12 protein-coding genes are annotated in these 13,917 nt (G+C 54.4%); 9 read left to right on the top strand and 3 right to left on the bottom strand.

Annotation, left to right across the window (positions count from 1 at the left end; genetic code table 11):
• Nucleotides 1-5 precede the first annotated feature (5 nt).
• Complete coding sequence (locus tag AC50Y3_RS14530) at nt 6-737, top strand: WecB/TagA/CpsF family glycosyltransferase (RefSeq protein WP_494819440.1); 732 nt, start codon at nt 6-8, stop codon at nt 735-737.
• Nucleotides 738-1,319: 582 nt separating this feature from the next.
• Here the strand turns inward: AC50Y3_RS14530 and AC50Y3_RS14525 are convergent.
• Together AC50Y3_RS14525 and AC50Y3_RS14520 are read right to left on the bottom strand one after the other, a co-directional pair.
• Nucleotides 1,320-1,826, bottom strand: a complete 507-nt coding sequence (locus tag AC50Y3_RS14525; RefSeq protein ID WP_494819635.1) for a ferritin — start codon at nt 1,824-1,826, stop codon at nt 1,320-1,322.
• A gap of 113 nt (nt 1,827-1,939) precedes the next feature.
• Nucleotides 1,940-2,164, bottom strand: coding sequence for a DUF1450 domain-containing protein (locus AC50Y3_RS14520; protein WP_210660950.1), 225 nt, complete (start codon nt 2,162-2,164; stop codon nt 1,940-1,942).
• A gap of 177 nt (nt 2,165-2,341) precedes the next feature.
• On the opposite strand from AC50Y3_RS14520, the gene AC50Y3_RS14515 reads away from it, so the two are divergent.
• The 5 genes from AC50Y3_RS14515 (at nt 2,342) to AC50Y3_RS14495 (ending at nt 5,811) form a co-directional block, all read left to right on the top strand.
• Nucleotides 2,342-2,545, top strand: a complete 204-nt coding sequence (locus tag AC50Y3_RS14515; protein WP_494819439.1) for a YwbE family protein — start codon at nt 2,342-2,344, stop codon at nt 2,543-2,545.
• Between the two features lie 8 nt (nt 2,546-2,553).
• Nucleotides 2,554-3,036: a NanQ anomerase/TabA/YiaL family protein gene (locus AC50Y3_RS14510; RefSeq protein ID WP_494819438.1), complete on the top strand. Its 483-nt coding sequence runs from the start codon at nt 2,554-2,556 to the stop codon at nt 3,034-3,036.
• Nucleotides 3,037-3,150: 114 nt separating this feature from the next.
• Nucleotides 3,151-3,639, top strand: a complete 489-nt coding sequence (locus tag AC50Y3_RS14505) for a CcdC family protein (protein WP_494819437.1) — start codon at nt 3,151-3,153, stop codon at nt 3,637-3,639.
• A gap of 5 nt (nt 3,640-3,644) precedes the next feature.
• The gene (locus AC50Y3_RS14500) at nt 3,645-5,243 is read left to right on the top strand and encodes an ankyrin repeat domain-containing protein (protein WP_494819436.1); all 1,599 of its coding nucleotides are present in this window, start codon (nt 3,645-3,647) and stop codon (nt 5,241-5,243) included.
• 115 nt (nt 5,244-5,358) lie between these two features.
• Nucleotides 5,359-5,811, top strand: a complete 453-nt coding sequence (locus AC50Y3_RS14495) for a MarR family winged helix-turn-helix transcriptional regulator (RefSeq protein ID WP_494819435.1) — start codon at nt 5,359-5,361, stop codon at nt 5,809-5,811.
• A gap of 116 nt (nt 5,812-5,927) precedes the next feature.
• Here AC50Y3_RS14495 and AC50Y3_RS14490 read toward each other — a convergent pair whose 3' ends face one another.
• Complete coding sequence (locus AC50Y3_RS14490) at nt 5,928-6,131, bottom strand: hypothetical protein (RefSeq protein WP_494819434.1); 204 nt, start codon at nt 6,129-6,131, stop codon at nt 5,928-5,930.
• On the opposite strand from AC50Y3_RS14490, the gene AC50Y3_RS14485 reads away from it, so the two are divergent.
• From AC50Y3_RS14485 to AC50Y3_RS14475, 3 genes are all read left to right on the top strand, one after another.
• Nucleotides 6,130-6,285: a hypothetical protein gene (locus AC50Y3_RS14485; protein ID WP_494819433.1), complete on the top strand. Its 156-nt coding sequence runs from the start codon at nt 6,130-6,132 to the stop codon at nt 6,283-6,285. The two genes, AC50Y3_RS14490 and AC50Y3_RS14485, sit on opposite strands and share 2 nt — an antisense overlap.
• A gap of 198 nt (nt 6,286-6,483) precedes the next feature.
• Entirely contained in the window at nt 6,484-7,443 is a 960-nt protein-coding gene (locus AC50Y3_RS14480) for a hypothetical protein (protein WP_494819432.1), read from the top strand.
• Between the two features lie 1,484 nt (nt 7,444-8,927).
• Complete coding sequence (locus tag AC50Y3_RS14475; RefSeq protein ID WP_494819431.1) at nt 8,928-13,652, top strand: X2-like carbohydrate binding domain-containing protein; 4,725 nt, start codon at nt 8,928-8,930, stop codon at nt 13,650-13,652.
• The last annotated feature ends 265 nt before the right edge of the window (nt 13,653-13,917 follow it).

The following is a 13,917-nucleotide window of genomic DNA, read 5'->3' as shown; positions in this document are numbered from 1 at the left end:
GTAGGATGAATACAGTCAATATATTGGGCGTTCCGTTCTCGAAGCGGACGCTTTCGGATACGGTGGCGCTCGTACAAGCGCAAATCGCGGCGAAGGATAAGCCGTTATTTCATCTGATTACAGCGAACCCGGAGATTGTCATGGCAGCACGTTCGGAGAAGCAGCTGCAGGCAATCGTGGATGAAGCGGATATCATAACGCCGGACGGCATCGGCGTGGTCCTTGCCGCTAAGTGGCAGGGCGAACATATCCCTGAGCGTGTAACGGGCTATGATTTGCTGATTCGTCTGTTCGAAGAAGCGAAGCAGCATCATTTCACGCTTTATGTCGTCGGGGCGGACGAGCAGACCAACGCGAAAGCGGCTGAAATCATCGCGAGCAAATACCAAGGCGTCACCATTGTCGGCAGACATAACGGCTTCTTCAAGGACGGGCAGGAAGAAGCGCTTGTCGCCGATATCGGACAGAAACGTCCGGATGTGCTGATCGTAGCGCTCGGCGCACCTAATGCGGAGCGTTGGATCTACAAGCACAAGAGCCGCTTGCATGCGAAGATCGCCTTCGGTGTCGGAGGCAGCTTGGATGTCATCGCGGGCAAGGTGAAACGCGCGCCGGTAATCTGGCAGAAGCTGAACGTCGAGTGGCTGTACCGACTGCTCAAGCAGCCGTCCCGCTGGCGCCGCCAGCTGGTGCTGCCGAGGTTCGCAGTGACGATACTGACTAACCGTCGTCGTTAGAAACGATAAGGAGCCGTCTCAAAAGTGCGCATCGCGACTTTGGAGGCGGCTTTCTCTATGTGGAGAGTTTGCGCAGCGCTGGAATGCTTGCTCTTGTCGTCATGTTTACGCGCTAACGAACCACACAGGCCTTATTTGCTCGAAATTAACCCCTAATGGATTCTAACGAACCTTAGCGGCGCTATTTAGGGGAATTTGGGCGGCAAAGGGCATATTTTGACCGAATAAGACCTGTGGGATTCGTTAGAATTTCGAATCGAGTAATATTGCAGAAATAAGACCTGTAGGGTTCGTTAGAATTCCCGGGGATCGTGAGAGTTGGAGTCTGCAGTGTTTACCGCTTCGACGGGAATGGGTGGCTGGTGGCCGGTGGTTATGGTTGGTCAGCCGCCAGTGAGTGGTCGATGGTTGGTGATTGGCCAGCGAGTAGCGGATAGTAGTTAGATGGTCATCGGATCGTGTGGTAGCGAGGAATTGGTGGGTGGCCGGTGATTCGAACTGCCGCCTCACGCGGCGTTAATTGAATACAAAAAAGTGGCTGAGCGGGGGATATCCCTGTTCAGCCACTTTTTCAAACCATGCTTAAGCCGTAGTCGGTGGAACGAATGTCCGCTGTGCAAACTCGTTATCGAGCATGAAGAAAGCATTGCTATCCGTGTCGATTCGCTTCAGCTTGTTAATGATGCTGTCGAACATCGACTCTTCCTCTACCTGCTCATCAATGAACCATTTGAGGAACTGAATCGTCGCATGCTCGCGATCATTCATCGCAAGATCAGACAAGTGATAGATCCGCTTGGTAACTTCCTGCTCATGCTGGTAAGCATGCTGGAAGGCATCAAGGATTGAGCTATATTCATTGTTAGGTGTGCTCATGCCGATCAGTGTAGCGCGTTTTCCGCGATCGTTCAGATACTTGTACATCTTCATCGCGTGGAAGCGTTCTTCTTCGGCTTGAACAATAAAGAAATTCGCAAAACCGTCGAGGCTTTCTCCGGAACAGTAAGCGGCAATTGCCAAATACACGTGTGCGGAATAAAACTCGAAATTCATTTGATCGTTCAAAGCTTGGCTGAGTGTGTCGTTCATCATCGGCCGCACCTCCCTTTCCAAATATATTATAAAATAAAAAGAGACGAAGCACCAAACTCCACTAAGGAGTATGGACTACTTCGTCTCCTATATTACCATACTATGCCATATCAGCCTATCCGGTGTTTGAGCTTGGCATACAACACTTCTGCTGTCGGGGCTACAACGACTTCCGATTTGCCGATCATGACCATGCATTGTTTGGAACACAGCTTGCAGTTGCTAAGGCAATCCTTCTTCTTCTGCTTCAAGTCGGGAAATTCTTGCTTTAAGGTTTTAAAAACAGACTTGGAGCCGTGCTTGAAGTTCCTGCAGCAGTACTTGATCTTTTTCATCCGCCCTGTTCCCGACCTCTCTGGATGGTGTTGTCGTGCCCTACAACAATGATAGTAATTCTCATTCTCACTGTCAATCCTTTCTTGCATCTTCACGGCCAAAATCTTTACTTCACTCATGCGCTGGCATATGATGGGAGCAATAAATCCAACTTTTGAAGGAGTACGTAACGAACCATGAGTACAAATGGACAACAACGCTCGGCAATCCGTCCGGGGCTTACTGTAGATATTGTATTGAAGAAGGATCAAGCAACAGGCAAAACAACCCGGGGCATCGTAAAGGATATTTTGACGAATTCGCCCAACCATCCGCATGGGATTAAAGTGCGCCTGCAAACCGGTGATGTCGGCCGGGTAAAATCAATCGTAGAGGGGTAATAACGCCTATGATATTCAGCGATTTAACGAATTGGGAGCGGGAGCAGCATACGTTCCCCGCGCCGGTGCGCCGTGCGATAGAAATGCTGCAGCAGATGGATCTGGACGAGCTTCCTGCCGGGCGGCATGAGTTTGGCGAGCCTGGTATGTTTCTGCTTATTAACGAGCCCGTAACGAGAGATTGGCGCGAAGTGAAGCCGGAGACGCATAGGCTGCATGCGGACATTCAGCTGCTGCTTAGCGGCCGCGAGCGGATGCGAGTAGCCAAAGTTTCGGAGGATCAGGTCATTACAAACGACCGCTATGAGACGCAAGACATCGCTTTCTATGATGAAGTACATAACGAGAATACGATTGATATGGTGCCGGGTGATTTCGTTGTCTTGTTTCCGACCGACATTCACAGACCCAACTGCTCGGTTGAACAAGATATTCCAATCCGTAAGGCGGTCGTGAAGGTGCATCGCGATCTATTTGCAACCCAGCAGTAAAATGAGTAGGATTAGAGAAAACAAGCGCTTTCTAAGAAGAGTTGCACGGTATGGCCCGAACGAAGTCAATCGGCTTCTTCTTGAAACAGCCGGAAATAAAGGAGCTGCGTCCACATGAGCTTTCTCCCTCAATCATTCTCTCTCCCTCACGTGGCCTCCATTGTAGTCACGCTGCTCTCAGGCATAGCTGTGATGTTCCTGCGATTGCGCGCTAGCAATCGGCCAACGACAATGCGCAAAATCATTATTCCGCCGATCGGCATGTCGACCGGCTTCCTGATGTTTGTCGCACCGGTTACGCATGTGCCGTGGTTATGGGGCATTACCGCTTTTGCTGTCGGCGCGGTATTGTTCGCTTATCCGCTCATCCGTACCTCGAAGCTGGAGAGGGTTGGGGACACGATCGTATTGAAACGGTCCAAAATGTTTATATTCATTCTGCTCGGTCTTCTTATCGTACGTCTGCTCGTTCATAATCTAGTGGAGCAAACTGTCAGTATCCCGCAAACGGGAGCGCTGTTCTTCGTGCTTGCCTTCGGAATGATTGTAGTCTGGAGAATCGCAATGCTTCAATCGTATCTTAAACTCATGCGACGGGGGTAAGCCCAATGACGATAACGATGCCTGAATCCATAAGAAGAATGTTTGATCTGTGCGCAGCCGGAGAAACCTCGATGGTGGAAGAGCTGCTTCAGCAAGATCCTGATTTGGCAAAATGTAACTGGGGGTACTTCTCGCCTCTGCATGTCGCGGTCCGGGAAGGCCATCTGGATACGGCAGCACTTCTGCTCCGTTATGGCGCAGATGCTGCGGACAAGCCTGTTCTAAGCTGGCAGGACTCCCTGCTGCAGAAGGCGCAGGATCGCGGATACGCAGAGATCGCCGAGCTGCTTCGCGAGCATCTTCAGCGCACGCTTCAAGTGCAGCCGATCGGCGACGTAACGGCGGGGCTAATTCGCGCATTCAATCGCGATGAGCTGTTGTCCTGGTTCGAGCAGCATCCGGAGACGATTCATGCAGGTGATGAACGAGGCAACACGCCGCTGCACTGGGCTGTAATGACACGGCAGCTGGAGCTGATCGATCTGCTTCTGGCACGCGGCGCGGATATTCATGCGCGAAGAGCCGACGGGAGTCAGGCTGTCCATCTGGCGATGGAGGGCGATTATTTCTACAGAGGCAATCGAGACCTGCCCTCGAATACGATTCGGGATCCACGTTTCTTACTGGGGTATCTCATTGGAAAAGGAATCTCTTACGATATCTTCATTGCGGCCGCCGTAGGCGACGCTATGCGAGTGAAGGAGCAGCTGGCTCAGGAGCCACAGCTGGCCAATGCCACAGACACGTCGGGCAGATCGTCGCTCTATTATGCGGCCAAGCATGGCTATGTAGAGGTTGTGCGCTTGCTGTTCGCCAGTGGCGCCGACCCTAACCTGCCTGAGCGAGATGCGCCGGGCGGAGCGGCCCTCTATGCGGCGGTCAGAGGCGACCATACCGAATGCGTGAAGCTGCTGCTTGCGCATGGAGCGAATCCAAACGCAGAGATCGATGCATCGGGCAATGCCGTGTTTGCCGCCATGCAGAAAGGCGCACAGGAGCTGCTGGAGCTGCTCTATGAACATGGCGGGACGGTCACGATGACCGGTGCCTGTGCAATAGGCCGCATCGACTTGGTCGGCGAAATGCTCGCGCTAAATCCGGCTGCTGCCAATGATGGCGACTACGGACCGCTCGCCCAGGCGGCAAGCTGCGGATATACCAACATCGTTAAGCTGCTGCTAAGGCATAAGGTCGAGCTGAACGGGCCTTGGTACGCCAGCAATTATATGGTGTATGCCTTCAGCTATGCAGACCAAGAGATGGTGGAGCTTCTGCTTCGTCATGATGCGGATCCGAACGTTCGGAATTGGCTCGGTATCAGCTATCTGCATTTGGTTGCCAAGAAGGGCGACACCGATCTAGCCGATCTGATGCTTCGCTATGGTGCTGAGCTTGACGCCGTGGACGAGGAATATAATACGACCCCGCTTGGCTGGGCGGCCAAGTACGGGCAAGTCGAGATGGCGGCTTACCTGCTTCGCAAAGGAGCGGCGATCGAGCCGGCAGATGTGCCGGAATGGGCAACGCCGCTGGCATGGGCAAGACGCAGTGGGCATCAAGCCATCTCGGAATTACTTCTTTCCCATCGGAAAGGCGCGGTGTAGCAGTTGACAGTACCTGCGGCAACTGGTATTCTAACGACATAAATTGCATGCAATTTAATTGTGTTATTCACTATAGATTGGCTTGCTAGCCTAAGCCGCAGAGAGGAAGACTGCAATGGAAAAAGGTGCTCAGCTGGAGCTCGACAATCAGCTCTGCTTCGCCCTCTACGCCTGCGCCCGCGAAGTAACGAAGCTGTATCGCCCGTATTTGGATGAACTAGGCATTACGTACACTCAGTATGTAACCTTGCTAGCGCTCTGGGAGAAGGACGGCGTACCTGTGAAGGAGCTGGGAAACCGGCTGTACCTGGATTCCGGCACGCTCACGCCGCTCTTAAAGAAGCTCGAAGGGATGACACTCATTCGACGGGAGCGCGATCCTGAGGATGAGCGCAGCGTCATCGTCCGATTGACCGACCAAGGACGCGAGCTGAAGACGAAGGCGGTAACGATTCCGGAGCGCGTGTTCTGTCAGACCAACATGCCTACCGAGGAAATTACCCAGCTTCGAGAACAGCTTCGCAAGCTGACCACAGCTGTTCATGAGCAGTCGTGCGGTCAGTTATAAGCTTGTATCTAATCATAAAGAAGACCATTTCAGCGCTGCATGGGCAGAGGCTGAGAGGGTCTTCTTTTTTATATCCTGGGCGCTGCGATTATTTCCCGGGAAACGGGCAGCAAGCGTTATCCTTCCCACCAAGAAATGTTGGCGAAGGAGGTAAGCGTGCCTGCTACGGTGAGCGAGCTGCTGACCGTAATGGAAATGCTTTGATTCTCCGGCACGATTAGTCCGCCCACATAGTCGAAAGAAAACATACCGGGGATGAGCGGCAATGAAAGGAAGGCTGTCCCCCCGGAGGCGGCACTTGTGGAGGATCTCGCCGTCATGACACTGGTCGCTGAATTGCCGAACTGCGTGTTGAAGGGAGTCAGGGTGGAGGGGGAGCTTATTGTGGCTGCCCTCGTCATCGTCAAGGAGCCGCTGAAGGAAGAAAGTAAGCTAAGGCCAACGCCAACACCGCCCGATATACGAGAGACATAGAGCGTTCGGCCGCTGGCATTGGGATTGGAGATTTGAAGGGTTGCGATAACCGAACCGCCTAATATACTGAGCGTTGAAGAGTTATTGAACGTTGTTAGCAGCGCCTACGAGGCGGCGCTGGAAGCGGGGGCAGCGGGGTCTGCCGCCGCCCGGTATGTGGTAGAGGCGGGCGCGGGGACATATCGCGCCCGCTGCGGTTTGGCTGCGGCCGAGGCGGCGCTCGGCCGGGGCGACAGCGCGCAGCGCTTGTACGCGGCGGCCGCCCGTGAGGCGCCGCGGTTTGGCCCTGCCCTGGCCGGCTGGGCGGAGCAGCAGCAGGCCGCGGGCGAGCGCGATGAAGCCATACGCGCAGCGCTGGCTTCGAGCGTGGGGCTTGCAGCGCCGGGGGATTTGGCGCTGCAGGCCCGGGTGCTTGGCGGCATAGGCGCGTATGCCGTTGCACTGCCGCTATGGCGCGCGGCGCAGCCGCTCGCGCCGGCGGACGCGCGCGAGTACGCGGCGTGTTTGGCCGGCGCCGGGCACGCGGGCGAAGCGCGGGCGGTGCTGCTGGGAGCGCTCGGGGTCGCGGATGGCGCGAGCGAGGAAGGCGAGACGCAGGTTGAGGGCAACTCGGTGGTGAGCGGTGAGCCGCAGGTTGATCATGGCAACGTGACTCTTATTGCCGAGGCTGTGGAGCAGCAACCTTTGCTGTCATCGACGGAGCCGTACTGGCTAGAGCTTTGCGTGGATGCGGCACTTTACTGTTGGACTGAAGGTGGGACACTCCATGAGGAGCTGCGCAGCTTGCTTCATGGCAGCGTGGATTCTGAGGTGCAACAGCTGGAAGCGATGCTGCTTGCATTGGATGGGTTCCTGACGGGAACAGTCAGCGGATTGTCCTTGCGGGCTGATGTTGCGAGTCTGTTGCTGGAGCGTGCGCTTCAGCTTGGCATGCTGCCATTGGCAGGCAAGCTGAAAGAAGCCGGAGCCGAGCTGCGGGAAGAGTATGCGGAACGGTTATACCTGAACGGTTATACGCATGCGGCGGCTGGTTTGCTGTTATCTGCTATGGAGAGCAGGCAGCTGCGGGCATCGGAATGCAGCGCTGCTTGGCCAATGGTTGGACCGCCGCTTTGGTCGGCGATTGGCGGGCAGCGGCGGATGGTTTTGCCGCTGTGACCGGTGTCGCGGGCGCGCGCCCATGGCAGCAGCGAGCTGCAGCGGCGGGGTTTGCCGCCGCATTTGCCGCACGGGCGAGGGCATATTGCGACGCGGAGCTGCTGCCCGAGCTTCGCAGCGAAGAGATGCTCGAGCTGCTGCTCGGGACTACGGTGCTTGCGAACTAAAGTCTGCCCATTGTTTTGTTGATGGGCTGCGAACCTGTCGCTTGCAGTCGTTCTGAAGTCGCTTGGTGACGACGGTTGCTCTACAGTTTCTCGATGGTTTCTCGGTACCAGTCACTCGACAGTCCATTTGAAGTTGCCTGGTGAAGGTCGCATGACAGTCTCTCAATAGTTTCTCGGTGCCAGTCACTCGACAGTCTAATTGAAGATGCGTGGTGAAGGTCGCTTGATAGTCTCTCAATGGTTTCTCGGTACCAGTCACTCGACAGTCGCTCAGCAGTCTCTCGGTGATGGTTGCTCGACTGTCTCTCTGAAGTCTCTCGGTGACGTTGTTCGATACTCTCTCGATAGTCACCCAATGCCAGTCGCTCAATCGCCGCTCGACAACCCCTCGATAGTCTCCCCCCAGCCACTTTGCAGCAGTATCCTTCAAGTTTTCCCGGTCACTTCTTCAGCGTCTCCTTAGCCTCTTGCGACTCTAACGAACCGTAGAGGCCTTATTTTGGGGAAATGGGCAGCTCCAAAATTTTAACGAACCACAGAAGCCTTATTGAGCCCAATTTAGCAGGAAAGTATGGGTTTTGGAGCAAATAAGGCCTGTAGGGTTCGTTAGAATGTCAAATCAGGGTTTTGGGAGCAAATAAGACCTCTACGGTTCGTTAGATATCTGGGAACGTAAACTCTCGACAGTCGCTCTGCAGTCGCTCGATAGTTTCTCGGTGACGTTTGCTCGACACTCTCGCGATAGTCAGTCGCTCGATAGCCACTCGATGGCCTTGAATCCGCGCCGAAGCACAGCTTAATTCCGGCATTCACGTTGTTCAAGCCGACCCCATCCCGATATGGCGGCTGCTGATTGTCCGAGAATCGCTTAATCTCGGCCGGCCAACGGCCATACGCTGCCGTCCGCGCGTTTCGTCAGCCGGAGAGAATGAGGATCGGAAGGCGAAAGCCACCGCTAAAACAGCCAATGAGGCCCTGCGGAGGATGATTTGTACCCCTGAAATCGGACAATTCGTACGGTTTTAGACGGAAGTGTACCTATCTCCGCCGTGAACCGTTCTTATATAATCGGTCGTGTGGAAAGCGCTGTCATACAAGTTGGGCCGATCGTTATCCGCTGCTGGAAGCTTGGCAGCGATTTTTTTATCGAGCAATAAAAGCGCTTTCAGATCGGCTGTTACGGTTGTCGTCGCTCATGCAGGGTGTCATATCGGGAGAAAGGGGGAATGGCAGCGTCCGCTCGCCGTACATAACCGCGGATGAATGCCGTCGGTGCAGCAAGAGGCTATTTTCTAATGACAAAGGGGACTGAAGGAAATGAAAAACAAATCGCAGCGCCGAAGAAAAATCTGGCTGAGCCTTCTCTTAGCTATTATCGCCGTCGCGCAGATCGGCTATTTACCTCCGCACGCCAACGTGGCGGAAGCGGCCGACAATGGATTAGCATTGAAGCCGTACATGGGCTGGAGCAGCTACAGCATGCAGGTATATGATGGTCCGTCGGGAAATTGGGTTTCCGAGGCGAAAATCAAGCAAATGTCCGATGCGATGCACGAGAAGCTGCAGGCGCACGGTTATAACTATATTAATATTGATGCCGGCTGGAACGGCAGCATGGACGAATATGGACGTCCGGTTCCGAGTACGACGCTCTATCCGGGCGGATTCGAGAATCTCGTCAAGTATGTCCATGCCAACGGGCAGAAAATCGGGATTTACATGATCCCGGGCATCTCTCCCGGTGCCATTGATTCGCCTACGCGGATTCCGGTTTACGGCACGACGGATTGTTTCGTTAACGATATCGCCGTAACGCCTCACAAGACCGCGGATTACTGGGGCATGGGCTATAAGGTTGATTTCAGCAATCCGTGCGCGCAGAAATACGTCGATTCCGTCGCGGACCAGCTGGTTGCGTGGGGCGTGGACTTCGTGAAGTTCGACAGCGTTACGCCGGGCTCCGGTCATAACGACACGTCAATTGACGCGCGGGACGATGTCAAAGCATGGTCCGAGGCGCTTAGCAAACGTCATATTTGGTTCGAGCTTTCATGGGCGCTCGATCATAACTACGCGGATTTCTGGAAGAAATACGCGAACGGCTGGCGCGTAGACTGGGATGTTGAATCCTACGACCGCGAAATCGGCATGACGCAGTGGGCCAACATTGCCCGTTTATTCCCGGATGCCGCGCTGTGGTGGCGGGATGCAGGTCCCGGCGGCTGGAACGACTTCGACTCCATCGACATTGGCAACGGGATGACTTCGGGGCTGACGAAGGACGAACGTCAGACGGCAATGACGCTGTGGTCCGCTTCTTCCGCGCAGCTCTATACAGGCGACGATCTCAGCAATTTGGATGATTACGGACTTGAGCTGCTGACGAACGACGAGGTTATCGCCGTCAATCAGGCGGGCCGCCCGGCACATCCGGTATCCATGTCTACCAATCAGCAGGTATGGTATGCCAATAACGGTGACGGCACATATACGGTCGCATTGTACAATCTCGGCAACAAGGCAGCCGCGGTGAACGTGAACTGGAAGGATATCGGCCTTACTGGCGCTGCTTCCGTCCGTGATCTGTGGGCGCATAAGGATTTGGGCAATTTTGAGACAGGCTTCGGTCCGGTTACGCTCGAACCGCATGCTTCGCGATTGCTTAAGGTAACGGCGCAGGCCGGAACTTCGCTCGTCAATGACGACGATACGGGCATGCGTTATACGGGTACATGGACCCGCAATGGCGGCAAAGAGCTGGCAGGCGATGCAGAGGATCTGTCCATCGCGGTAACGGATTCGTCCGCTGCCCCTATTGCGAACATTACGCAAGATGCGGATAATAACGGCGACAATTCGCAGCCGTCCACTTCGGATGTTGGCATTGCGGCAGTATCGCACACGGTCATACTCAACGACAATGATCCGGCCATTTCCTATTCCAACAAGTGGGGCTACAGCAGCGGCAGGAACGGACTGTCCGATTATATGAATGACGTTCATTACGGTGAGCCCAATAATGGGACAGAGCCCGAAATCACGTATAGCTTTAACGGCACCGGAATTGAGCTGTGGTCCGAGAAAGGCGGCAGCAACGGCAAGCTGGATGTGTATGTCGACGGCGATGCGGCTGTAACAGTGGATACCGAAGGTACGCCGCAGGCTGGCCAATACGCCGTCTTCAGCAAGACCGACCTGGCACCGGGCGCACATACCATTCGCGTCGTACGCAATGGCAACGGCCAATATTACTTTATCCTTGATGCGCTGAAGGTCACGACAGACTCACTCCTTGACCAGCCGTCCGCATCCAGCTTCAGCAAGGACGTGCCTGCTGATATTACGGTCCATTTGCCGTATGGAGCAAGCACGCTGACGGGCATCAAGAACGGAGCGGCACCGCTTGCAGCCAATACCGATTATTCGATTAACGGCAGCGACGTGACGATCAAGCAAAGCTATCTCATGCAGCAGCCTTCCGGCCAATCGGCCGTGCTGAATTTCGGCTTTGCCGGCGGCGATACGCAGTCGATATCGATCGCGGTTACGGGTACTTCGCTCAGCACGTTATCCGCGACCTTCGATCTGAAAACATCGGCCCAGGCCGACGTCACGACGACGCTGACGCTTGGCGGCGGCAACAGTCTGACCGCGATCAAGAACGGCGCAGATGCGTTGATGGAGGGGACGGATTACACGATCGCAAACGGTCTCGTGACGATCAAAAAATCGTATTTGCAGCAACTATCGGTCGGCGTGACTAACCTGACCTTTGCATTTAGCGTGAGCAGTCCGCAGACGCTGGCCATCAACGTCATCAATTCATCTTCGCCCGGACGCTATGCGATGATCAACGACGATAACCCGGATATTAAATTTACGGGTTCATGGAACCGCAGCACCGGCCGTCCGTTTGACGACTATAACAAAGACGTGCACTATCTCGAAACGAACGGCGGTTTCTTCACTTATACATTCAACGGAACGGGAATTTCGTACATTACCGAAGTTGATAAAGGCCAAGGCGATGTGGAAATTTACATCGATGGCGCACTCGACAAAACGGTCAGCACGTATGAAGCCAATGCGAGCAACAAGCCGCAGCAGACCGTCTATACGGTATCGGGTTTGACACCGGGTATCCATACGCTGAAGGCGGTTAAGAAGTCCGGCCAATTCATGCTGCTCGATGCGCTGAAAGTGCGTTTAACAGATCTAATCGATGTATCCGTTGCCGATTTCGACAAGAACATCGCCGCGCAAGCCGACGTGAGTGTGAACGTTCTTGGCAGCATCGGCAGCCTGAAGGAAATCTCAAACGGCGCGTACACGCTCGTTAACGGTACGGATTATAGCATTGCAGGAAATCAAGTCACGATTAAGAAGGCGTACTTGGCGGCTCAGCCGGTCGGTACGACGAAGCTGATGTTCGCATTCACCGGTGACAATGCCAATGATGTGCATGTAACAGCTGTAAACAACGATTACTTTGAATATCAGTTCAAGGGCACAGGGGTTGAGCTGTTGTCCCCGACAGGACCGGAGCAAGGCAATATGGACATCTATATTGACGGCGAACTGAAAAATACGGTGAGCGCGAATGCGGCAACCCGGAACGCGATGATCAGCTTGTTCAGCATCTCGTCGCTGACAGACGACACGCACACGCTGAAAGTAGTCAAGAAATCAGGCGCGCTTATGCTTGTCGATGCGCTCAAATTCAATGTTTCCGCGAATTCCGGTTCCCCTGGTCCGGTCGGCGGCGGTGGCGGCGGCGGATACACAGATCCGGGCGCAATCAACGTCGTGCATGCGACACTGCCTGACGGTACAGTCAAGGATGAAGTGAACGTATCCGGCGACAACGCGAAAGCGTTAATCGATAAAGCCAAAAACGCGGGCGACAAATCGGTCATGATCTCGGTTCCGGTATCGAAGGATGAAGTCTCCTTAACGAGCATCGAACTGCCGAAAGAAACGATTAGCCAGCTCTCGGAGAGCGCACTCGACGTGAGGCTTGCGGCGAATGGTGTAACGGTTCAAATTCCGAACGCTTCGCTGAAGGACTTCAAAGACGATGCTTACTTTAACCTCGTTCCTGTGAAAGCAGCGGATAAAGGGAAGGAACTCGAGAAACGCGCGAATAGCGCGAAGATCGTGATTGCGGCAGCCGGCGGCAGCCAAGTGACGCTGCTTGGTCATCCGGTTGAAATCGAGACGAATTTGCAAAATCGCGAGGTCACGCTTGTCCTTCCAATCGAGGATGCAACCATCAGCGAAGCGAATCTGGCGCGGCTTGGCGTGTACATTGAACACAGCGACGGCACTACTGAGTTCAAGCAAGGTACGCTGACGACGATTAACGGCGTACGCAGCATTCAATTTACGACGAACAAGTTCAGTACGTTCGCGCTAATGAAGATCGCAGGCGATTCACCTATCTTCTCACATGAGCCTTACGTGAAGGGCTACGACGGCGGTTTGTTCAAACCAAACGGCAGCATCACCCGTGCAGAGTTGGCGACGATTTTGTCCCGCATCTCCACGCAGTCCGAGACAGAGAGCAGCCGTGCGTACGCTGACGTTAAGTCCGGATATTGGGCAGCCGACGCGATTGCAAAAGTGACGCGTATGGGGGCGATGCACGGTTATGCGGATGGCAGCTTCAAGCCGGAGCAGCCGGTAACCCGTGCCGAGATGGCTGCGATCACGGCGAGCTTTGCTCCGAAGAACCAGGTTGCAGGAGCAGGTTATTCCGATACGGTCGGCCACTGGGCCGAAGCGGCCATCAAGACCGCTCAAAGTGCAGGCTATCTAAAAGGTTATGCAGACGGTACGTTCCATCCGGGCAGCACGCTCACGCGCGCCGAAGCGGTAACCGTCATAAACCGCGTACTGGGCAGAGGCCCGCTTTACGGAATCGCGCATTCCCCATGGAAGGACGTTCCGGATAATCACTGGGCTGCGGGCGATATCGAGGAAGCCTCGGTCAGCCATCAATACCAGCCAAGAACAGGCGGCGGCGAGTTGGCCGTGAAATAATTTGCTGCTTGGCATAAGCATGAAATGAAGGAAGCAGCCCGGATCTCGATCCGGGCTGCTTCCTTATTATCTATATCGAGAGGGTCACCGTGACAATGCTTAGTGGTTCGAAATGTTGATGGAGTCGGTAATTGTGGCAGCTTATGATTTCGGGCTTACAACCTCTCAACTCTAACGAACCGTGGAGGCCTTATTTTGGAGAAATAGGCATCTTTAAAATGTTAACAAACCACAGAGGTCTTATTTAGCCGAAAGGGGTGGAATT

This window comes from Paenibacillus sp. J22R98 (assembly GCF_059383835.1).
This window is presented reverse-complemented; position numbering and strand designations above follow the sequence as displayed.